The organism is Burkholderiales bacterium, assembly GCA_036262035.1.
GTDB lineage: Bacteria > Pseudomonadota > Gammaproteobacteria > Burkholderiales > SG8-41 > JAQGMV01.
Genome location: DATAJS010000023.1, coordinates 246,452 through 268,087, shown reverse-complemented (window position 1 = coordinate 268,087; position 21,636 = coordinate 246,452). Strand labels below are relative to the sequence as shown.

Sequence of the window (21,636 nt, the reverse complement as noted above, 5' to 3'; positions counted from 1 at the left end):
CGTGCGCCGCTTCCGCTTTGCAACCGCCGCGCTCGCGCTGGGTGCGCTGGTGCTCGCGCCGCCGCATGCGGCGGGCGCCGAGGCGCGGCTTTCCGATCTCAGCCTCGAGGAGCTGTCCAACGTCGTCATCACGTCGGTGTCCCGCCACGACGAGCGCCTGTCGGACGCCGCCGCCTCGGTCTACGTCATCACCGGCGAGGACGTCCGCCGCTCGGGCGCGCGCACGCTGCCCGAGGCCCTGCGGCTCGCGCCGAACCTCCAGGTCGCACGCACGGGCGCCGGCACGTATGCGATCAGCGCGCGCGGCTTCAACAACGCGCTGGGCAACAAGCTGCTCGTGCTCATCGACGGCAGGACGGTGTACACCCCGCTCTTCTCCGGCGTGTTCTGGGACCAGCAGGACGTGATGCTCGAAGACGTCGAGCGCATCGAGGTCATCAGCGGTCCCGGCGCGACGCTGTGGGGCGCGAACGCGGTCAACGGCGTCATCAACGTCATCACGCGCTCGGCGCAGACGACCACCGGCACGCTGCTCGCGGCGGGGGCGGGCACTCGCGACTATCGCGCGGCGATGCGCTACGGCGGCACGTTCGGCGCATCCGGCGCATCCGGCGCCTACCGCATCTACGGCAAGACCGTGGGACTGGACAGCACGACGCTGGAGAACGGCACGTCCGCGCTCGACGGCCTGCATCGCAACCAGGTCGGCTTCCGCGCCGACTGGAGCGCCGGCGACAACAGCTTCAGGCTGCAGGGCGATGCGTACAGCGGCAAGACCGACGCGCGCGCCGTGGGCGGCAGCCTCGAGGTCTCGGGCATGAACCTGCTCGGCGCGTGGACGCGCAAGCTCGGCGCGGGCTCGGATCTCTCGGTCCAGACCTATTACGACCGCAGCGAGCGCGTCGACCGCATCGGTTTCCAGGGCAGCGCCGACGTCTTCGACGTGGAAGCCCAGCATCGCTTCACGCTCGGCCGCCATCGCATCCTTTGGGGCGGGGGCTATCGCCACGCGCGCGACGATCTCCCGCCGACGTTGCCTCCGCTCGCGATCGTCTTCGTACCGCAGGGCCGCACGCTCGCCTGGAAGAACGTCTTCGTGCAGGACGAGATCGCGCTCGCGCGCAACGTCGAGCTCACGCTGGGCGTCAAGGCCGAGAGCAACGTCTACACCGGGTGGGAATACCTGCCGAGCGCGCGCATCGCGTGGAAACCTGCGGACAACCGTCTGCTGTGGGGCGCGCTCTCGCGCGCGGTGCGGGCGCCGGCACGGCTCGACCGCGATTTCACGTTCGTATTCACGCCGCTCAACCTGGCGATCATTCGCGGCGGTCCGAATTTCCAGTCGGAAGTGGCGAAGGTCGCGGAGATCGGCTATCGCGCGCAGCCCGCCCCCGTGCTCTCGTACTCGATCACCGCGTTCCGCCATCAGTACGAGAAGCTGCGCAGCGGCATGCCGGCACCCGCGTTCATCCAGAACGACATCGAAGGCTTCGCCAACGGCGTCGAGGCGTGGGCCGCGGTACAGCCCACCGCACGCTGGCGCGTGACCGCCGGCTGGTCGAGCCTGCGCCAGCATCTGGGCGCGGTGCCCGGAAGCCCCGACCCCACGGGCCCGATCGCGCTCGGCAACGATCCCGATCATCAGTGGATGCTGCGCTCGTCGCTGAACCTCGACGGCGGCCACGAGCTCGACGTCATGGTGCGGCGGGTGGGCTCGCTGCCTCTGCAGGCCGCAGGCATGGTCGTGCCGGCCTATACCGCGGTGGACGCGCGCTGGGGCTTCCACCTCGCGCCGGGGCTCGAGGTCTCGCTGACGCTGCAAAACCTGCTCGATTCGGCGCACCCCGAGTTCGGCACGCCGCCGCTGCGCAGCGAGTATCGCCGCAGCGCGTTCATCAATCTCACGGTGCGCCGATGAGGATCGCGCTCGCCGCGCTCGTCCTGGCCGCCGTGACGGTGCTCTCCGCGCCTGCGCGCGCCCAGCAGGCGCACGAGGAGAGCCGCGTCAAGGCGGCGTTCCTGCTGCGCTTCGGTCAGTTCGTGCAGTGGCCGCAGGATGCGCTCCCCCCTTCGGGGGGCACGCTCACCATCGCCGTCGCCGGGTCGGACGCGATGTATGCGGCGCTCGTGCAGCAGCTCGCCGAGCGCGGCGCGCAGGGCAGGCCCACGGTCGTGCGGCAGTTGAAGAGTGCCGAGGACCTCGCGCACGCGCACATGCTCTTCATCGGCAACGACGCGAAGGACCGCATCGAATCGCTCGCCGCGAGCGCGGGCAAGCGGCCGATCCTCATCGTCACCGAGAGCGCGGACGCGATGGACCACGGCTCGATGATCAACTTCATCATCGCGGACCGGCGGGTCCGCTTCGAGATCGCGCTCGATTCCGCCGAGCGGGCGGGGCTGACCCTGAGCTCGCGCCTGCTCGCGATCGCGGCGCGGGTGCACCGCGGCATGCTGGGACCGCCTGCGGTGCTGGCGAGAGTCTCGGCCGTAAGCGTGCGGTAGCGCGCTACTCCGGCGCGGTCTGCCGCATCGAGGGCCGCGCCGACAGCGCTTCGAACCACGTCGCCAGTCGCGCATGCCCCGCGCGCCATTCGATTTCCGGCAGGCGGAAGTCGATGTACGACAACCCGACCGCGATCGCGAGATCGCCGAGATCCGGCGCAGCGCTTTCGAGCCGGCCTGCCTCGATTTCCAGAACAGGGAGCGCGCGCTTCGTCGCGGCCAGCCAGCGTTCGCCGAGCTCGGATCGGCTTCCGGCTGCGGCGAACCGGCGCTCGATGACGGTGCCGAAGGCCGCGTCGATCAACGCGCGGCCCCAGCCGCACTTCACGAGCGCCGCGCGCGGCCCGGTTCCGGCCGACGGCAGCAGGCTGCGTCCGCCGCCGACGCTGTCGAGGTAATCGCAGATACAGCCGCTTTCGATCAGGGTCTCCTCGCCGACGACGAGCGCCGGCACCTTGGAGAACGGGTTGACGTTCAACAGCTCGTCGCGCGATTGCCACGGATCGGTCCAGACGAGCTCGATCCTGTCGCTCAGCGATTTCTCGTGCGCGACGACGAGGACGAGCCGCGCGTACGGCGATGCCTTGTTGAGATACAGCTTCATGAGTGCGCTCCCTGGGAAGCGGTTTGCGGCGCGGGCGACGCGTTGACGAGCACGGCGCCGAGGAAGAGCAGCGCGCTCGCGAGCGGAATCGCGACCGGGAACGGTTCGGCCACGGCGGCGACGCTGCTGACGACCACCGGCCCGGCGAGCTGACCGAGCGCGAAGGCCGCGGTCATCGCCGCGATCAGCTGCGTGGCTTCGTCGCCGCCGGTTTCGCGCGCGACCTGGATGCCGGCCATCGTCGTGACCATGAACGTGCCGCCGACCATCGCTGCGGAGAGCATGACGCCGGCGGTGCCGTGCAGGATGAGCGGAAGGGCGACGCCGACGCCCATGGCGGCCTGAGCGAGCGCCCAGACGCGCCGGGTGCCGAGCGCGCGCGTCAGCGCGGCGGCGAGCAGCGTCGAGATCATCGCCGCGGCGCCGAACACCGGCCACGACCACACGAACAGCGACGCATCGGCGATCGCCTGCCGCGCCATCGTCGGCAGAAACGTCGCGGGCACGATGTAGCCGAAGCCCGCGAGCCCGTACGCGAGGATGAGACCGTGCCGTCCGGTCTTGGCTGCGGCAGTGCGCGCGCGCGACGGCGCCGGCGCCGCGCGGCCGGCGCTCAACGGCATCCAGATCGCGGCGCTCGCCGCGAGCGACGCTGCGCCGATCGCGAGCCATGTCTCGCCCGAAGAAGCGCTCGCATGCAGCGCCGCCACGCCCACGCCGACGGCCGTGATGCCGGCACCCACGCCGGCGAAGACGACGCCGCCCAGGAGCGGCGCTCCGGCCTTCGCGAGCTGCTGCAGCGCCCACGCGCAGCCGAACACCATGATCCATGCGCTCGCCACGCCCGCCGCGAAGCGCAGCGCGAGCCAGCTCGCGAGACCGTCGACGACGCCCATGGCGAGCGTCGCCAGTACGACGAGCGCGAGGGCGGCGCGCACCGCGGCCGCGGCCCGCATGTGGACGCGCGCCGCGGCGAGCGCGCCGACGAGATAGCCGAGATAGTTCGCTGCCGCGAGCCAGCCGCCGGTGACGACCGATACGCCGGCGTCGGCCTGCATCATCGGAAGTATCGGCGTGAAGGCGAAGCGGCCGACCCCTTGCGCGACCGCGAGCGCTGCACAGCCGGTGACGGCGGCGCCGATCGCGGAGATCGGGCGCCCGGCGGCTGAGGTCGACTGCAGAGTACGAACCATGAGCGAAGCTTATTGAGCCTCGCCCCGTACTGAAATTGAATAATCGAGAACGGTTCGTTCTGGATTCGAGAAAGGGCGCTAGCCTCCGACCACTCGAAGCTTGCGCCCGTGCGGGCGACTCGCTCCTTGCGCGCGCGATGCGAGCTCGACCTGCAGCGCGCGCAGCGCGAGCGAGTCCTCGCCTTTGCGCCACACCAGCGAGGTGACCGCGCGGCTCCTGGAAGCGAGCGGATAGACCGCGACGTGCTCGGTCCCGGTGATCGTCTCGAGCACCGCGCGCGGGGTCAGCGCGATGCCGGTGCCCGAAGCGACGCACGCGACGATCGCGTGATACGAGCTCAGCTCGAGGACGCGCTCGGGGATCACCCCGTCTGCGGCGAGCCAGCCCTGCAGGCGCCGGCGATACGCGCAGCCGGTCGGAAAAGCGATGATCGTCGAAGTGCGAACGTCGCGCGCGCCGCGGATCGCCGGATGCGACTGCGGCGCGATGAGCACGAGCTCTTCCTCGAACGCCGGAACCAGCTCGAGCTCGGGCGAAGCCGCGCAGTCGGCGATGAAAGCGGCATCGACTTTGCGGCTCAGCACGTCGTCCGTCAGCGCGCCCGCGGTGCCGGTGGTGAGCTCGATGCGCACATCCGGATAGTTGCGGTGATACGACGCGAGGAGCGGCGGCAGCCGGCTCGCCGCGGTGCTCTCGAGGGTGCCGAGCTTGAGCACGCCGCCCGGCGCGCTCGCCGTGATGGCCGCCCTGGCCTCGTCGAACGTGCGCAGCAGTTGCTCGACGTAACCGAGAAAGACACGCCCTTCGGCCGACAGCGTGAGCCGCCCGCGCTCGCGATCGAACAGCGGCTTGCCGAGCGTGGCTTCGAGCTGCTTCAGGCGTGTGGTGACGTTGGACGGCACGCGGTGCAGCTTGCGCGCCGCGCCGGTGATCGTGCCTTCGTCCGCCACCGCCTTGAAGACCTGAAGGAGAGCGAAATCCATGACCGATAGTCTCGCGGCTCGCAGCGCGCCGTCCAGTGGCCGCCCGTCACCGGCTGCCCGTCTTCGCCGCCATGCACTGCGTCGCCAGCGCACCGACCCGCTCGAGCAGCGCTTCGGTGTGCGCGGACCACGGGATGCCGCAGTTGAGCCGGATGCAATGCCGGTAGCGGTCGGAGGCGGAGAACATCGCGCCGGGTGCGAGGCTGATGCGCTCGGCCATCGCGAGCTCGTAGAGCGCCAGCGCGTCCACCGCCGGCGGCATCTCCACCCACAGCACGTAACCGCCGGTCGGCCGCGTCACTTTGGTGCCCGCGGGAAAGTAGCGGCCGACCGCCGCGCTGAACAGCGCCACCTGCGCCTGATAGGTCTTGCGCAGACGGCGCAGCAGGCGATCGTAACCGCCGTTCTCGAGGAACGCGGCGATCGCGACCTGCAGCAGATCGGACACGCCCACCGAGCTGATGAACTTCAGCATCCGCGTCTGCTCGTAATAGCGTCCCGGCGCCACCCAGCCCACGCGAAAGCCCGGGGCGAGCGTCTTGGTGAACGACGAGCAGAGCAGCACGTTGCCGGTGCGATCGTACGCTTTCGCCGCGCGCGGCGGCGACGGGCCGAAGTGCAGGGTGCTGTACACCGCATCCTCGATGAGCGGCACGCCGCGGGCGTCGAGCATCTTCACGAGCCGGACTTTCGCCGCGTCGGACATCGTGCTGCCGAGCGGATTGCTGACCGACGGCATCAGCAGGCACGCCTTGACGCGCTGGCGCTCGATCGCGAGCTCCAGCGCTTCCAGCGAGATGCCGCCGCGCGGTGAGGTCGGGATCTCGAGCGCCTTCATGCCGAGGCTCTCGATGATCTGCAGCAGCCCGAAGTAGGTCGGCGACTCCAGCGCGATGACCTCGCCGGGCTGCGCCACTGCGCGCAGGCACAGGTTGACCGCTTCGACGCAGCCGTTCGTCACGATGATCTCGTCCGGCGCGAGCCTGGCGCCGCTGTCGAACGAGCGCGCAGCGATCTGCTTGCGCAGCTCTTCGCGGCCGGGCGGCAGTCCGTAGGTGGATATCGCATCCGGCCAGCGGCGGGCGGCGTCGTTCAGGAGTCGCCGCAGGCGCGCCGTCGGCACCAGCTCCGGTTGGGGAAGGGCGGTGCCGAGCAGGACGACGTCCGGGTCTTCCGCCGCGTCCAGCACTCGGCTGACCAGCGCGTGCACACCCACCAGTTGCGGCGCGCGTGGCGGCGCCGACAGCGCGGGCTCGCGCAGCGGCTGGTGTCTCGCGCGCACGTAATAGCCCGACTGCGGACGCGCTTCGATGAGCCCGCGATCCTCGAGCACGCGATACGCCTGCACCACGGTCGAGACGCTGACGCGCCGCTGCCGGCTCATGCGGCGCACCGAGGGCACGCGCGCGCCCGCGCCCAGCGTCCCCGACTCGATGAGCGAGGTGATGTCCGATGCGACCGCTTCGTACAGCACGGCGTTCTGACCGCTTTCCATGTCTTGCATAGTGCCGCTCCGCGCCAGCCTCGCAAAGTAACAGTTGCGCGCGTCCGGGACCATCACAGTTTCGCCGGCGCGCCAACTGTGACGGCGTCAGTTTCAGCCAGGTGCGGCTGTTGCGACCCGCGCCGCTTCCTTACGATCGATCGAGCTCATTCGATACGAAGGAACGCCATGAGAAGAGTCGCGCTCGCCGCCGCGATGCTGGGTCTGCTCGCCGCATGCGACGGCCCCGACCGCTGGACCATAGCCGACGCGAGCTTCTTCCCGGTCGCGATCGATCACTGGAGCGACGATCGCAGCTTCCTCGTCGGCAGCTACGAGCACGGGGCGGTTGCGCGCATGTCGGATAACGGCATCCTCGACGATCGTCCGTATCTGCCGTCGAGCGCGGCGCAGGACGGCCGCAGGCGCGCGCTGCGCATCAGCGTCGACGGCGTGCGCGACCGGCTGTGGGTGCTCGATACCGATCGCGTCTACGTGTATGCGCTCAGGTCGCGCAAGCTGTTGCTGAGCATCGGTCTTCCGCACGGTGCGCAGGTCACGCGGACGGGCTGCCTGCCGGACATGACGTTCAGCCCGTTCACCGGGACGGTGTACGTCGCCGATGGCCGCGAGCCTACGCTGCACGCGATTTACGAGGACGGCGCGACCGAGGCGCTGGTGAGGACCGAGCTCAGGCTTCATAGCGACCAGCGTGGTGAGATCGGCCGGATCTCGGCGCTCGCGGTCGTGCCGGGGCCTCACGCGCTCCTCGCCGGCAGCGCAGAGACCGGAACGCTCTGGCGCGTCGACCCGCTGACGGGCAAGGCTCGTCGCATCGAGGTGAAGGATGTTTCGAGCCTGCGCGGCATCTGCGCACTGCGCGCCGTCGCGGCGTCGCCGCTGTCCCACACGCAGCGCGGCGACGCGCCGCACGAATTCTATTTCACCTCGATGACATCGAACGCGCTGTACGGCCTCGTGCTGCAGCCGTCGCTCGAGGCCGGTCACGCGGTCGCCGTGACGCGCGCGCAGGCGCTCGAAAGCCCGATCGGCATCGCGCCGATCAGGGGCTACGTCGTGGCGACGAGCTCGCAGCTCGACCGCCACAAGGATCTCGGCGGCCCGGCTGCGCCGCTCATGCCGTTCCGGCTCGTCGCGATGCCCGCGGCGATCGGTCCGCTCGCCGCCGATGCGTCGATTGCACGGCGGCCGCTGCGGTGAACGCTCAATTACGAGCGAAGAGAGCGAGCGGGCTCTCGCTGTCGGGCAGCACGTACACGACCGCTCGCGTGCTGTCGAACAGAGGCCGCACCACGTCGCGATAGAAGTCAGTGGGCAGGTTGACGCAGCCGTACGAGACACGGTTGTCGTCGGGCGTCGCGGTCGCGAGGCGTTCGCGGCGGCGCTGGCCGGGCGTATCGAGCACCGCATGCATCGCGATGCCCGCGTCGTACTGGATCCAGACGACGTCCTGGCCCTGGTCGTTGATGCCGGGCTGCGCCAGGAAGCGGCCGGCGGGGGTGATGCGCTCCGACGGTTGAGTCTGGTACATGTCCTTGTCGGCGACGCCGGGCGCGAATCGGTCGCCGAGCGCCATGCCGAGCAGGACCGGCGCGCTGGCGCGCGCGCGGCCTGCGGCATCGAACACGTAGATCGCGGCTGCGCGCTTGTCGATGACGAAGAAAGGCAGGCCGCCGTTGTCGGCGGTGCGGACGATCCGGTCGGCGATGTCGCGCGTGTCGTCGCTCGCCGCGAGCTCGCCGAACTGCGCGCGCGGCGGAACCGCTACGACGTGGATGCCGCTGTCGTGCAGCGCGCGCGGCGCGAAGACCGCTGCGGCGAGCGCAGCGCTCACCGTGACGGCGTAAAGACGCTTCATCCGCATCGGAGCGCGCCCGCCGCGGCGCCGCCGTATCCGCGGCGGCGGTCGATGCGGGCGCTACCGGGATGGGCTCGTCAGCCGCGCGACTGCCGCGGGGCCGGCTGGTCCATCGTGCCGGCGGTGCCCGTCGCGCTCGTCTCGGGCCTCGACGGCGGCGTCGACTCCCGGGCGGTCGAAGGACGCGCCGTAGTGGTATCGGCCCGTGCGGTTTGTGCGGGCATCGACTCCGACCGGTTCGCCGGCGCGCTGGGCGTGGCTTCGCTGCGCGTCGCCGCCTGGCTCGAGCTGCTCGAGTGCATGCCTGCCATGTCCTGCCGCGAGGTGTCGCGGCCGCTGCTGCACGCGCTCATGGCGAGCGCCGCGCCGACGATCGATGCCGCGAGCGCCCCTGCTTTCAGATACGCATTCATTGAACTACCCTCCGTCATCTCGCGGGTCGAGTCCCGCAGCGGCGCGACCCGCAAATGCCGTGCCTTCGGCGCGATGAGCGGCTTGCGCGAGGACGGAGCGGCGTCGATGCCTGGAGCGCGTCGCCCGACGCTGCAACGGCGGTGCCGGATGCGCCGTTCGTTTCCCGTAACGGTGCACACCATGGTGTACGGTGCATGGATGGGGACGCCGATCGTCCTGCGATGGATTCCCGTCCTCGCTCGCTGCGCCGCCTCACCTCGGACGAGCGGTTGTCAGGAGGTGACGCACTGCGACTGCGCGATGCCGGTATAGCCGTGCGCTCTCGCGTCCTGCACCGACTGCGGGCGCGTCTGGAATCCGTCGCTCGAGCGCGCCAGGATGGCGCCGTTGGCCGCGACGGCGTCCCAGTACCACGCGCCTGATTCCTGCCGGTAGAAGTACCAGCGCACCGGATTTGCGGTCCCCTGTTCGTTTTTCATGCGTGTCCCCGTATGCGCGGCCTGTGCGCGCTCGTGATCGTGGGACCGTGCCGGGCTTGCGAATCTTACGCGCGCGCGAACCGCGGATCGATTATTGCTGGGTCGCACGATTTTGTCTGCGCGTACCGTAAGGAGGTCTGGAGTTTTGAAAGATTTGCTCGATTACACGTATCCGTGGCTGACCGTCGCGATCCTCGGGACGGTCGGCGCCGTGGTCGCCGTCGCGGCCCAGCATATCGCTTACGCAGTGCTCCGGCGCATCGCGCGCTTCAGCGTGATCGCGAGCACGGTCGTCGAGTTCACGGCGGCGCCCGCCCGGCTGGCGGCGCCGCTCCTCGCGTTCGTGCTCGTGTTGAGCGGCGCGCCCGAGGACCTGCCTGCGCGTGCGCTCGCCGAGCGCGCGGTCACGATGACGCTCATCGCTGCGCTGACGTGGATGGCGCTGCGCGCCGTCGGCGCGGTCGGGGAGGCGATCGTGCGGTTGCACCCGGCGACGGTGACCGACAACCTGCAGGCGCGCCGCATCCAGACGCAGACGCGCGTGCTCACCCGCACGGTCAAGTTCTTCGTGCTGATCGTCGGCGGCGCCGCGCTGCTGATGACGTTGCCGGGCATGCGTCAGGTGGGCGCGAGCCTGCTCGCCTCCGCGGGCGTCGTGGGTGTGGTCGGCGGTATCGCCGCGCGGCCGGTCTTCGGCAACCTCATCGCCGGGCTGCAGATCGCGCTCACTCAACCGATCCGCCTCGACGACGTGGTCATCATGGAGAACGAGTGGGGACGCATCGAGGAGATCACCGCGACGTACGTCGTCGTCAAGATCTGGGACGAGCGGCGTCTCGTCGTTCCGCTCGAGTGGATCATCCAGCACCCGTTCCAGAACTGGACGCGAACCGGCTCGCAACTGCTCGGCACCGTGTACCTGTGGGTGGACTACCGCGTGCCGCTCGCGCCGCTGCGCGCCGAGCTCGAGCGCGTGTGCGAGGCGGCGCCGGAATGGGACCGGCGCGTGTGCATGATCCAGGTGACCGAAGCGAACGAGCGCGCGGTGCAGATACGGGCGCTCGTCAGCGCCGGCGACGCGTCGCTCGCGTGGGACCTGCGCTGCCGCGTGCGCGAGGCGCTGATCGATTTCCTGCAGCGCGAGCATCCGGACGCGCTGCCTCGCATGCGCGCCGAGCTCGACCGCGCGGAGCACGACACTGCTCATCCGGCGGCGGCGCCGCCGCCGGTGCGCGCCGGCAAAGGGGATTCGTCGGCGATCAAGAAGCCGTCGCATCCCGAGGTGCAGGTCGCCGGCGATGCGCGCGCGCCCGCGCAGGCGCAGACCGACGTGACGGGCAAAGGCGCGTGAGGTTTGTCGCGCTCTTATGCCGTTATCGTGGGCGTTCGAGCATGAAGTGATTGACCTGCATCGGCCGCGGCCGCTAACATCGCCGCGCAAGAATGCAGAAGATCGCAGTCGTCGTCTTCGTCGCGATGGCAGGTTGTGCGCAGGTGGCACCGCCGCCCGCGACGATTCACCCGGACAAGTCACCGCTCGTCGAGACGCGTGACGAGACGACGGTCCCCCCGATCGCAAATCCCGAAGCGGGGACCACGGTCGAAGCTTCGCCGGTGCTCGAGCCGGCCGTCGAGCTCGCGACCGTTCCCGAACCGAAACAGCCCGCCGCCGAACCGCCGCCGCCCGCCAGCTTGTGGACGCGCATCGAGGCGGGATACCGCCTGCCGGCGATCGACAACGCGTTCGTCCGCGAGTGGGAGCAGTGGTATTCCAGTCGGCCGGACTACGTGGCGCGGATGATCGAGCGCAGCAGCAGCTTCCTCTATTACGTCGTGGAGGAGGTGGAGAAGCGCGGCATGCCGATGGAGATCGCGCTGCTGCCGATGATCGAGAGCGCGTACAACCCGGTGGCGTACTCCAAGGCGGACGCATCCGGCATGTGGCAGTTCATCGCGTCCACGGGGAAGCATTACGGCCTGCGCCAGAGCTGGTGGTACGACGGACGGCGCGACGTCATCGAAGCCACCGATGCCGCGCTCGACTATCTGCAGAAGCTCTACGCCCAGTTCGGCGACTGGCCGCTCGCGCTCGCCGCGTACAACTGCGGCGAAGGCGCGGTCTCGCGCGCGATCGAGCGCAACCGCGCGCGGGGCCTGCCGGACGACTACGAAGCCTTGACGCTTCCGGCCGAGACGCGCGAGTACGTGCCGAAGCTCATCGCGGTGAAGAACCTGATGTCCGATCCGGAGCGCTACGGGCTCGACATCGCGGACATCGCGAACGAGCCGTATCTGGAGACCGTCGACGTGCAGGAGCACATCGACGTGGCGCTCGCCGCGAAGCTGGCCGAGCTGCCGATCGAGAAGTTCAGGTTCCTCAACCCCGCGCATCGCAAGCCGATCATCAAGGCGGGCGAAGGCGAGCGCATCGTGCTGCCGCGCAAGAAGGTGCGCATTTTTCTCGTGAACCTGCAGAAGCACGACAAGCCGCTGGTCTCCTGGAAGGTCGTGCGCCTGCGCCGCGGCCAGAAGGTGCGGCAGATCGCGGCGAGTCACGGCATGACGTTCGACGAGATCAAGCGGGTGAGCGGGGTGAGCGGCCGGCGTTTCGCGGTCGGCCAGCCGCTGCTGGTGAGAGTGCAGGCAGGCGTCGAGGAGCCTGAGCTGCCGGACATCGCGGTGCGCCCGGTTACGCTGCCTCAGGCGTTCAAGGCGGTGAAGGCGAAGTTCAAGAAAGGCAAGCACCGCCACGCGTCGCGCGCCGCGGCGCGTGCGCCGCACCGCCATCGCGCGACCTCGCGCGCGAAGGCCAAGGTGAAGGTGAAAGTGAAGGCGACGAAAACGCGGACCAAAGCCGTGGCGCGCAAGCGGCGCTGAGCGGTTGTCATGCAGGGTCATTGCGACGAGCCGCCGCGCGGCGACGAAGCAATCCCGAGGCGCTCGGCTTACTCGACCTTGATGTTCGCAGCGCGCACCACCTCGCCCCAGCGCTTCGATTCCGAGTCGATGTAGCGCGCGAACGCCTCGGGCGATCCGCCGACGATCTCGACCGACATCGACGCGAAGCGCTCGCGCAGGTCGGCGTGCGCCAGCGCGCGATTGATCTCGGCGTTGAGCTTCGCGACGATCGCCTCGGGCGTGCGCTTCGGCGCGAGGATGCCGTACCAGAGCCCGGCCTCCATGCCCGCGATGCCGGCTTCGGCGAACGTCGGGACCGAGGGCAGCGAGGGATTGCGCTTGTCGCTCGCCGCGGCGAGCGCTTTCAGCTTCCCCGACTTCACGAACGGCAGGAACGGCGGCGGCCCGTCGATCATCATCTGCACCTGTCCCGCGACGACGTCGGGCAGCGCCGCGCCGGTGCCCTTGTAAGGCACGTGGGTGAGCTGCGCGCCGGTCTTCAGCTTGAAGAGCTCCGCCACGAGATGCGGCGGGCTGCCCGCGCCCGCGGAGGCGTAACTGTATTTGCCCGGATGGGCCCTGGTCGCCGCGATGAAATCGGCGAGCGTCGTGCCGGGCACCGACGCGTTGACGAACAGGACGAGCGGGATGCGCACGAGCTGCGCGACCGCCTCGAAATCGCGCACCGCGTCGTACGGGAGCTTCTTGTAGAGGTGCGGACCGATGCCGTGCGTGGTCATCGTCGCTTCGAGCAGCGTGTAACCGTCCGGATCGGCTTTCGCTGCGAGCTCGGTCGCGATGATGCCGGAGGCGCCGCTGCGGTTGTCGACCACCACGGGCTGCCTGAACGCGTCGGAGAGCTTTTGTCCGACGCTGCGTGCGATGATGTCGGCGGAGCCGCCCGGCGCGAAGCCGACGAGCACGCGTATCGCCTTGGTCGGATAGTCGGCCGCGGTCGCCGCGCCTGCGCACGACAAGGCGACAAGGGCATACGCGATCGGTCGGATCCGGGTCATGAGCCGCTCCTGTTGCTGATCAAGACCGCATGGAAGCATCTTCGACGCGCACTGTGAAGGGGATTCCCAATGAACTTCGACGCCATCGTCATCGGAGCCGGGCAGGCCGGCCCGTCTCTGGCCGTTCGCCTCGCGAACTCCGGCCGCCGCACCGCCATCGTGGAGCGCAAGCTCCTCGGCGGCACGTGCGTGAACGTCGGATGCATCCCGACCAAGACGTTGATCGCGAGTGCGCGCGTCGCGCACTTCGCCCGCATCGCGGGCGAGCACGGGGTCGATGTGCAGGACGTGCGCGTCGACATGGCGCGGGTCAAGGCGCGCAAGGACGACGTGGTGCGCCAGTCCTCGGACGGCCTCGAGAAATGGCTCGGCGAGACGCCGAACCTCACGCTCGTCCGCGGCCACGCGCGCTTCGAAGCCCCGACGCGGGTGCGCGTGAACGACGAGGTGCTCGAAGCGCCGCAGATCTTCCTCGACGTCGGCGCGCGCTCGGCCGCGCGCGGCATCGAAGGGCTCGACGCAGTGAAGCACTTCGACAATTCCGGCATGATGGGGGTGGACTTCCTCCCCGAGCATCTGGTGATCGTCGGCGGCAGCTACATCGGCCTCGAGTTCGCGCAGATGTATCGCCGCTTCGGGAGCCGGGTCACCGTGGTGGAGATGGGACCTCGCCTCATCGGCCGCGAAGACGAGGACGTGTCGCGCGAAGTGCAGGCGATGCTCGAGCGCGAGGGCATCGAGTTCAAGCTCGCCTCGAAGTGCCTCGAGGTGTCGCGCGAAGGCGAGGGCGTGCGCGTGCGCAACGACTGCGAAGGGCGGCGCGAGGACGCGATCGGCTCGCACCTCCTGATCGCCACCGGCCGTACCCCCAACACCGACGACCTCGGCCTCGAGCAGGCCGGCGTGGCGAAAGACGAGCGCGGCTTCATCACCGTCGACGACGAGCTGCGCACCAGCGTGCCCGGCATCTGGGCGCTCGGCGAGGCGAACGGCCGCGGCGCCTTTACGCATACCTCGTACAACGATTACGAGATCGTCGCGGCGAACCTGCTCGACGGCGACAAACGCCGCGTCAGCGACCGCATCCCGATCTATGCGCTGTTCGTCGATCCGCCGCTGGGACGCGTCGGCATGAGCGAGGCCGAAGTGCGCAAATCGGGGCGCAAGGCGCTGATCGGCCGAATGCCGATGACCCGCGTCGGCCGCGCGCGCGAGCGCGGCGAGACGCAGGGCTTCATGAAAGTGCTCGTCGACGCCGGCAGCAAGCAGTTCCTCGGCGCGGCGCTGCTCGGCATCGAAGGCGACGAGGTCGTGCACACCATCGCCGACCTCATGTACGCGCGCGCGCCGTACACGGTCATGCAGCGCGCGGTCCACGTGCACCCGACCGTCTCCGAGCTCCTGCCGACGCTGCTCGGCTCGCTCGAGCCGCTTACTTAGTCATCGCGAGACTCGCGCAGCGATCCGACGCGATCTCGTGGCGCACGGCATCGACCGCGTCGGGATTGCTGCGTCGCTGCCGCTCCTCGCAATGACGGTATGCGGCTATTCGTCCATGCCGTAGAGCACTCGCCGGTTGGCGATCGTCAGCACGTTGCGCGAGATGCGGCAGTCGATGATCGTCGGCGCCGGGTCCTGCACCCACTGCGCGGCCGCGGCGCGCGCCTGCTCGACGGTGGTCGCGAGCGTTCCGCGGCCGCCGTAGGCGCGGGCGACCGAGCCCATGTCCGGCGTCGGGATCGTGGAGAGCATCGCGTCCATCTTGTGCGCGTTCATCTTGTGGTACTCGGAGCCGAGCGCCTGGTCGTTCTGCACGACGATCAGCAGCGGCAGCTTGTAGCGCACCGCGGTGTCGAAGTCCGACAGGTGCATCATCGTGCTCGCGTCGCCGTCGATCAGCACCAGCGGCTTCATGCCGCTCGCCGCGATGATGCCCATCGCGGCCGGCAGCATCTGCCCGATGCAGCCGAAGAACTGCGCGGTGTGATAGTACGGCCGCGGCCTGGTCAGGTTCATCGTCGCGAAGCCCGAGCTCGCGCCGCTGCCGCCGCACACCGCGATGCTCTGCGGGATCACCTCGTCGATCGCGCGGCAGAGCGCGCGCGGATCCATGGTGCCGGGCTCGACGTCGAACGCGGTGCGGTCCTCGTACTGGTTGGCGAGGCGTTCGAGGACTTCGCCGGTGCGGAATCCCGTGTTCGAGTGGCCGCGCTTTGCGAGCGCCGCGTCCAGCGCTTCGACGCCGATGCGCCCGTCGGTCTGCAGGTAGATGTCGGCGCTGCGACCCATGCCCATCATGACGTGCGGCTTGGGATCGAGGTGGACGTACTTCGCGTTGGGATAGAGATAACCGTGCTCGGTGGTGTAGCGGTTCATGCTCGCGCCCACCGCGATCACGAGGTCGGCTTCGTGGAAGTACTCCATCGCGGTCTTGGTCGCGTACAGGCCGGAGATGCCGGCGTGGTAATCCTTGTCCGCCATCCAGTTCTTGCCGCGCAAAGTGGTCGCCACCAGCGCGCCGGTGCGTTTCGCGAGCGACTGGATCGCTTCGCCGGCGCCCGACCAGATCGCGCCGCGTCCGGCGACGATCACCGGCTTCTTCGCTTTCGCGATCGCCTCGACGGCCTGCTCGAGCGCTTTCTCGTCGGGACGCACCAGCCGCGGCGACGGGAACAGCGTGGAGGAGGGCACGTACGCGTCGTCGTCCTCGAGCTTCGCCTGCTGCACGTCCATCGGCGCGGAGAGCATGATCGGCCGCGACTCGGTCTTCGCGAGATAGAACGCCTTGCGGATCGCCTCGTCGGTGTACTCGGGGGTCTCGATGCGCACGAAGCCCGCTTCGCACGCCGCGGCGAACGGCGCCTGGTCGTATTTCTGGATGTAATCCTGGTCGCGGCGCGGATACTCGCCGACGAACGCGACGAGCGGGGAATTCGCGCGCGCCGCGGTGACGAAGCCGGTCGCAAGCTGTGTCACGCCCGGGCCGCACGTCGCGGTGCAGACGCCGACGTCGTGGGTGTGGCGCGCCCAGCCGTCGGCCATGCCGAGACCGACGCCTTCGTGCCGCACTTCCCAGAGGTTGACGCCGCCCAGCTTGTCGAGCGCGTCCCACCAGTACATGTTGCCGTCGCCCATCATGCCGAAGATGTGGGTGACTCCTTCGCCTTTGAAAGCTTGCGCGATGCGTTCGTAGACTTTCATCGACCTGTCTCCTGTTGGCGGACGCTAGACTATACGCATATACGCACGCCGAATGCGACCGCGCGCTCGCGTGGGTGAGGGACGAGCGCGCGTCGTTACGACGAAGCGCGGTGAGCTGATGCGCGCTTGCGCCCCTGTGTGACCACGGCCGCGCGCTGCGCCAGGATCGCTTCGGCGAGCAGATCGACTTCGCGGTGCCGCGCCGACGTGCGCCGGGCGACGAGCGCCAGCGTCCGCGCCGGCGCGGGCGCGGTGAAGGGCCGCGCCGCGAGACGCGTGTTCCGCATCAGGCCCGCGTCGAGCGCGACCTGCGGCAGCAGCGTGACGCCGAGACGTCCTTCCACCATCTGCAGCAGCGTGTAGAGGCTGCTCGCCTCGACCTTCGCCTTCCACGTGGCCCGCCGATCCCCGCACGCCTGAATGGCGTGCTCGCGCAGGCAGTGGCCTTCTTCGAGCAGCAGCACGTCCTGCGTGTCGACCTTGCGCACGTCGATGCGCGAGGCGCGCAGCAGCGGATGGCCTTCGTACGCGACGAAATGGAAAGCGTCCCTGAACAGCTCGCGCACGTAGAGCTCGCCCGTGGCGTAGGGCAGGGCGATGAGCGCGATGTCGAGGTCGCCGGCGTGCAGGCGCTCGAGCAGCCGGTCGGTGAAATCCTCGCGCAGGTAGAGCTTGAGCGACTCGTGCTGTTCGCGCAGCAGCGGCAGGACCTGCGGCAGCAGGAAGGGCGCGATCGTCGGGATCGCGCCGAAGCGGCACGAGCCCGACAGCGGCTCTGCGCCGCTGCGCGCCGCTTCGACGAGGTCGCCCGCTTCGGCGAGGAGGTCGCGCGCGCGGTCGGTCACCGTCTTGCCGACCTCGGTGAGCCGCACCGTGCGCTTGTCGCGCTCGACGAGCTGCACGCCGAGCAGCGATTCGAGCTCCTTGATCGCGGCCGACAGGGTGGACTGGGTGACGAACTGCGCCTGCGCCGCCGCATGGAAGTTCAGGCGGTCGGACAGCTCCACCAGATAGGCGAGTTGGCGCAAGGACGGCAGGGGCGCACGCATGGTCGGATCGCTAATCGGATATACCGATCATTCTAAGCAAAATATATCGTTTGATCGATTGCGCTGCCGGGGTCATAGTCGACCGGTCGGGAGGCCGACGCAGATTCTCAGCGCCCTCGGAAGCGCGAGGGCGTCAACCCATGGAGGCACACGATGGCAGCGCTCAAAGGATCCAAGACCGAAGCGAATTTGAAAGCGGCGTTTGCGGGCGAGTCGCAGGCGAACCGCCGTTACCTGTATTTCGCAGCGAAGGCGGACGTCGAAGGGCAGAACGATGTCGCAGCGGTGTTCCGCTCAACCGCGGAAGGCGAGACCGGCCACGCGCACGGGCACCTGGAGTATCTCGAGCAGTCCGGCGATCCGGCGACCGGATTGCCGATCGGCGGCACCGAGCTCAACCTCAAGGCCGCGATCGCCGGCGAGACGCACGAATACACCGACATGTATCCGGGCATGGCGAAGACCGCGCGCGACGAAGGCTTCGCGGAGATCGCCGACTGGTTCGAGACGCTGGCAAAAGCGGAGCGCTCGCACGCCAACCGCTTCCAGAAGGCGCTCGACGCGATCTGATGTCACTGCGGGCCGGCGCGCCGGCGCGCCGCCCCGCAACCCCCCCATGAGCACGAAGGAAAAACCGCGCGAAGGCAGCCTGGAGGCGCCGACGCGGCATGCCCTCGACTGGAAGGATCCGTCCTTCCACGACGAGTCGTCGCTGTTCGCGGAGATGACGCGGATCTTCGACATCTGTCACGGCTGCCGCCGCTGCTTCAGCCTGTGCAACTCGTTTCCCACGCTGTTCGATCTCATCGACGAGTCGAGCACGATGGAGCTCGACGGCGTCGACCGCAAGGATTTCTGGCAGGTCGTCGACCACTGCTACCTGTGCGACATGTGCTACATGACCAAGTGTCCGTACGTGCCGCCGCATCCGTGGAACGTCGATTTTCCGCACCTCATGCTGCGCGCGAAGGCGGTCCGCTTCGAGAAGGGCGGGACGAGCCTGCGCGACAAGGTGCTGACGAGCACCGACGCGGTCGGCCGGCTCGCGGGCATACCGGTCGTCGCGCAGGCGGTGAACGCCGCGAACAGGACGCCTTTGATGCGAAAGGCGCTCGAGAAAGTCCTCGGCGTGCACGCCGACGCCGTGCTGCCCGAATATCACAGCGATACGCTGCGCCGCCGTGCCGCCCGCCGCGAGAGCGCGGTCGGGCTCGTCGAAGCGGCGGGCGGCACGCAGGGCCGCGTCGCGCTGTTCGCGACGTGCTACGGGAACTACAACGCGCCGCAGATCGGCGAAGACCTGATCGCGGTGTTCGAGCACAACGGCATCGCGGTGCGGCTCCCCGACGAGGAGCGCTGCTGCGGCATGCCCAAGCTCGAGCTGGGCGACCTCGAATCGATCGCGCGCCTGAAGGACGCGAACATCCCGGTGCTCGCCAGGCTCGTCGACGAAGGCTGGGATCTCGTCGCGCCGATCCCGTCGTGCGTGCTCATGTTCAAGCAGGAGCTGCCGCTCATCTTTCCCGGCGACGCCGACGTGATCAAGGTGAGGGACGCGATGTTCGATCCGTTCGAATACCTGATGCTGCGCCACGCCGAAGGCAAGCTGAACACCGATTTCAGGAACACGCTCGGCAAGGTCGCGTATCACGTGCCGTGCCACCTGCGCGTGCAGAACCTCGGGCTCAAGACGCGCGACGCGCTCTCGCTGGTGCCGGGCACCGAGGTCGTGCCGATCGAGCGCTGCTCGGGCCACGACGGCACCTACGCGGTGAAGCGCGAGTTCCACGACGCATCGATGAAGATCGCGCGGCCGGTGGTCGACCGGGTCAAGGCGGCGGGCGCGGACCACTACGGCAGCGACTGTCCGATGGCCGGAAGCCAGATCCGGAACGGGCTCGACGGTGACGCGCCGCCCGAGCATCCGATGAGCCTGCTGCGCCGCGCGTACGGAATCTGAAGATGACGACCTCCGGTGATCGCAAGCTCGCGGCCGACGACCTCTACACGCTCGAGCGCTATGCGCGGGAGCGGTCGGACTTTCGCGCGCGCGTGATCGAGCACAAGAAGATCCGTCAGGTGGCGATCGGCGCGAACGTCACCGTCCAGTTCGAAGACCGGCTGACGATGCAGTACCAGGTGCAGGAGATGCTGAGGATAGAGCGCATCTTCGAGCCCGAAGGCATCGCCGAGGAGCTCGACACGTACAACGCGCTCATCCCGGACGGCCGCAACTGGAAAGCGACGTTCATGATCGAGTACCCGGACGCGGAGGAGCGGCGCGTGGCGCTGCAGCGGCTGAAAGGGATCGAGCGCCACGTCTGGGTGCGCGTCGCCGGATCCGACCGCGTCTACGCGATCGCGGACGAAGACATCGAGCGCGAGAACGACGAGAAGACCTCGTCGGTGCACTTCCTGCGCTTCGAGCTCACGCCGGAGATGGCGGCGCGCGTGAAGCACGGCGAGGACGTCGAGATCGGCATCGACCACGCGGCGTACGATGTCACGGTGCGCATCGCGGACGCGGTGCGCGACTCGCTCGCCGCGGACCTGAACTGAAGAGAGGAAACGCACATGTCGTCAGAAGGACTGCACGAAGACCTGTCGGTACTGAAGCCCGAGACCATCGACCGCCACCGCGCGTTCGTGTCGCTGATGGAGGAGCTGGAAGCCGCCGATTGGTACGACCAGCGCGTCGACGCGGCCCGGGACGACGAGCTGCGCAAGATCCTGGCGCACAACCGCGACGAGGAAAAAGAGCACGCCGCGATGCTCCTCGAATGGCTGCGCCGCCGCGATCCGGCGCTGGACAAGCAACTGCGCCGCTATCTGTTCAGCGACAAACCGATTCTCGAGGTCGAGGAAGCGTCGGACGATTAGCCTTGCGCCGCCATGGGCGGACCGTGTCCCCGGCGGCGTTACTTCAGCTCGATCTTCGCGTTCCTGAGCACTTCGCCATAGCGCTGCCACTCCGCCCGTACGAAGCGCGCGAATTCCGCAGGCGAGCGGCCGTCGGCGTCGAATCCGCCGGTCGCGAGGGTCCTGGAGACCTCCGGGCTGTGCACGGCTTTGTTCACGTCGTCGGCGAGCACCGCGATCGCTTTCTGCGGAGTGTCGGCGGGAACGAACCAGCCTACCCAGGTGCCCTTGATGACGCAGTCCTCGACGCCCGCTTCCTGCATCGTCGGAACGTTCGCAAACTCCTTCGAGCGCTCCGACCCGGTGAAGGCGATCGGCCGCACTTTCCCGTTCTGCACGAACGGAAACACCGTAGCCGGGGACAGCATCATGAGATCGACCTGCCCCGCGGCGATGGCCGTGAGCGCCGGCGCGCTGCCCTTGTAAGGGACGTGCAGGAGCGGTATGGCCGCTTTCATCGCGAAGATCTCCGAAGCGACATGCAGCGCGTTGCCGATGCCGGGGGTGCCGTACGTGAGGCGCTTGTCGCCCCGGTTTTTGGCTAACGCGATCAGCTCGCGTACGGACTTGGCCGGCAGGTCCTCGCGCACCACGAGAAGGTAGCCCTGGCCGATGCCGAGGTTCGTGACCGGCACGAAGTCTTTGTGCAGATCGTAGGGCACGTCCTTGCGCAGCAGCGCATTCAGCACGAGCGACGGCGAGACGTTCAGCACGGTGTAGCCGTCGGGCGTCGCACGCGCGACCGCCGCCGCACCGATCGCGCTGTTGGCGCCGGGACGGTTGTCGATGATGAAGCGCGCGCCGGATTGCTTCGTGATCTGCGCGGCGACGACGCGGGCCAGCGTGTCGACAGTGCCGCCCGCGTCGAACGGTACGACGAGCCGGATCGGTTTGCTGGGATAGCTCTGGGCTCCGGCGTATCCCGCGGTGCCGGCGGCGATGGCTATGCTGAAAATGCACTTCACGATAGGGGCATGCATTGTTGTTCCTCGAAGGGGCCTGTACATTGCAC

General features: G+C 68.9%; 21 protein-coding genes. 10 read left to right on the top strand and 11 right to left on the bottom strand.

Annotated elements, in window-relative coordinates; translation table 11 throughout:
• Position 1: 1 nt before the first annotated feature.
• Positions 2 to 1,918, top strand: a complete 1,917-nt coding sequence (locus VHP37_25075; GenBank protein ID HEX2829642.1) for a TonB-dependent receptor — start codon at positions 2 to 4, stop codon at positions 1,916 to 1,918.
• On the top strand, positions 1,915 to 2,505 hold the full coding sequence (locus tag VHP37_25070; GenBank protein ID HEX2829641.1) for a YfiR family protein: 591 nt from the start codon (positions 1,915 to 1,917) through the stop codon (positions 2,503 to 2,505). The genes VHP37_25075 and VHP37_25070 overlap by 4 nt, the downstream gene beginning before the upstream one ends.
• 4 nt (positions 2,506 to 2,509) lie before the next feature.
• Here the strand turns inward: VHP37_25070 and VHP37_25065 are convergent, their stop codons facing one another.
• The 4 genes from VHP37_25065 to VHP37_25050 form a co-directional block, all read right to left on the bottom strand.
• Positions 2,510 to 3,109, bottom strand: coding sequence for a glutathione S-transferase family protein (locus VHP37_25065; protein HEX2829640.1), 600 nt, complete (start codon positions 3,107 to 3,109; stop codon positions 2,510 to 2,512).
• Positions 3,106 to 4,302: a YbfB/YjiJ family MFS transporter gene (locus VHP37_25060; protein HEX2829639.1), complete on the bottom strand. Its 1,197-nt coding sequence runs from the start codon at positions 4,300 to 4,302 to the stop codon at positions 3,106 to 3,108. Before VHP37_25060 ends, VHP37_25065 begins: the two co-directional genes overlap by 4 nt.
• 78 nt (positions 4,303 to 4,380) lie before the next feature.
• Complete coding sequence (locus VHP37_25055; GenBank protein ID HEX2829638.1) at positions 4,381 to 5,286, bottom strand: LysR substrate-binding domain-containing protein; 906 nt, start codon at positions 5,284 to 5,286, stop codon at positions 4,381 to 4,383.
• Between the two features lie 46 nt (positions 5,287 to 5,332).
• Complete coding sequence (locus VHP37_25050; GenBank protein HEX2829637.1) at positions 5,333 to 6,790, bottom strand: PLP-dependent aminotransferase family protein; 1,458 nt, start codon at positions 6,788 to 6,790, stop codon at positions 5,333 to 5,335.
• 168 nt (positions 6,791 to 6,958) lie between these two features.
• On the opposite strand from VHP37_25050, the gene VHP37_25045 reads away from it, so the two are divergent.
• Positions 6,959 to 7,990, top strand: coding sequence for a hypothetical protein (locus VHP37_25045; GenBank protein HEX2829636.1), 1,032 nt, complete (start codon positions 6,959 to 6,961; stop codon positions 7,988 to 7,990).
• Positions 7,991 to 7,994: 4 nt separating this feature from the next.
• On the opposite strand, the gene VHP37_25040 is transcribed toward VHP37_25045, so the two are convergent.
• The 3 genes from VHP37_25040 to VHP37_25030 form a co-directional block, all read right to left on the bottom strand.
• Positions 7,995 to 8,648: a L,D-transpeptidase gene (locus tag VHP37_25040; GenBank protein HEX2829635.1), complete on the bottom strand. Its 654-nt coding sequence runs from the start codon at positions 8,646 to 8,648 to the stop codon at positions 7,995 to 7,997.
• Positions 8,649 to 8,725: 77 nt separating this feature from the next.
• Entirely contained in the window at positions 8,726 to 9,061 is a 336-nt protein-coding gene (locus tag VHP37_25035; protein ID HEX2829634.1) for a hypothetical protein, read from the bottom strand.
• Positions 9,062 to 9,334: 273 nt separating this feature from the next.
• Positions 9,335 to 9,541, bottom strand: coding sequence for a hypothetical protein (locus tag VHP37_25030; GenBank protein ID HEX2829633.1), 207 nt, complete (start codon positions 9,539 to 9,541; stop codon positions 9,335 to 9,337).
• A gap of 145 nt (positions 9,542 to 9,686) precedes the next feature.
• On the opposite strand from VHP37_25030, the gene VHP37_25025 reads away from it, so the two are divergent.
• On the top strand, positions 9,687 to 10,892 hold the full coding sequence (locus tag VHP37_25025; protein HEX2829632.1) for a mechanosensitive ion channel family protein: 1,206 nt from the start codon (positions 9,687 to 9,689) through the stop codon (positions 10,890 to 10,892).
• 92 nt (positions 10,893 to 10,984) lie between these two features.
• A complete protein-coding gene (locus VHP37_25020) occupies positions 10,985 to 12,418 on the top strand; it encodes a transglycosylase SLT domain-containing protein (GenBank protein ID HEX2829631.1) in 1,434 nt (477 codons plus the stop codon).
• 68 nt (positions 12,419 to 12,486) lie between these two features.
• On the opposite strand, the gene VHP37_25015 is transcribed toward VHP37_25020, so the two are convergent.
• Positions 12,487 to 13,455 (bottom strand): tripartite tricarboxylate transporter substrate binding protein, encoded by a 969-nt coding sequence (locus VHP37_25015; GenBank protein ID HEX2829630.1) that lies wholly within the window; start codon positions 13,453 to 13,455, stop codon positions 12,487 to 12,489.
• A gap of 69 nt (positions 13,456 to 13,524) precedes the next feature.
• On the opposite strand from VHP37_25015, the gene VHP37_25010 reads away from it, so the two are divergent.
• Positions 13,525 to 14,895: an FAD-containing oxidoreductase gene (locus VHP37_25010; GenBank protein ID HEX2829629.1), complete on the top strand. Its 1,371-nt coding sequence runs from the start codon at positions 13,525 to 13,527 to the stop codon at positions 14,893 to 14,895.
• Positions 14,896 to 15,000: 105 nt separating this feature from the next.
• Here the strand turns inward: VHP37_25010 and VHP37_25005 are convergent, their stop codons facing one another.
• Together VHP37_25005 and VHP37_25000 are read right to left on the bottom strand one after the other, a co-directional pair.
• Complete coding sequence (locus VHP37_25005) at positions 15,001 to 16,656, bottom strand: thiamine pyrophosphate-binding protein (GenBank protein HEX2829628.1); 1,656 nt, start codon at positions 16,654 to 16,656, stop codon at positions 15,001 to 15,003.
• A gap of 95 nt (positions 16,657 to 16,751) precedes the next feature.
• Positions 16,752 to 17,705, bottom strand: a complete 954-nt coding sequence (locus VHP37_25000) for a hydrogen peroxide-inducible genes activator (protein ID HEX2829627.1) — start codon at positions 17,703 to 17,705, stop codon at positions 16,752 to 16,754.
• Positions 17,706 to 17,858: 153 nt separating this feature from the next.
• Between VHP37_25000 and VHP37_24995 the strand changes: the two genes are divergently transcribed.
• The 4 genes from VHP37_24995 to VHP37_24980 are packed head-to-tail and all read left to right on the top strand — an operon-like array spanning position 17,859 to position 20,585.
• On the top strand, positions 17,859 to 18,275 hold the full coding sequence (locus VHP37_24995; GenBank protein ID HEX2829626.1) for a rubrerythrin family protein: 417 nt from the start codon (positions 17,859 to 17,861) through the stop codon (positions 18,273 to 18,275).
• 46 nt (positions 18,276 to 18,321) lie between these two features.
• Complete coding sequence (locus VHP37_24990) at positions 18,322 to 19,665, top strand: heterodisulfide reductase-related iron-sulfur binding cluster (GenBank protein HEX2829625.1); 1,344 nt, start codon at positions 18,322 to 18,324, stop codon at positions 19,663 to 19,665.
• A 2-nt stretch (positions 19,666 to 19,667) separates the two neighbouring features.
• Positions 19,668 to 20,264 carry a DUF3501 family protein gene (locus VHP37_24985; protein ID HEX2829624.1) on the top strand — a complete coding sequence of 199 codons (597 nt, stop codon included), beginning with the start codon at positions 19,668 to 19,670 and terminating at the stop codon, positions 20,262 to 20,264.
• 15 nt (positions 20,265 to 20,279) lie between these two features.
• Positions 20,280 to 20,585, top strand: coding sequence for an encapsulin-associated ferritin-like protein (locus VHP37_24980; GenBank protein HEX2829623.1), 306 nt, complete (start codon positions 20,280 to 20,282; stop codon positions 20,583 to 20,585).
• 38 nt (positions 20,586 to 20,623) lie between these two features.
• Here the strand turns inward: VHP37_24980 and VHP37_24975 are convergent, their stop codons facing one another.
• Positions 20,624 to 21,604, bottom strand: a complete 981-nt coding sequence (locus VHP37_24975; protein ID HEX2829622.1) for a tripartite tricarboxylate transporter substrate binding protein — start codon at positions 21,602 to 21,604, stop codon at positions 20,624 to 20,626.
• Between the last annotated feature and the right edge of the window lie 32 nt (positions 21,605 to 21,636).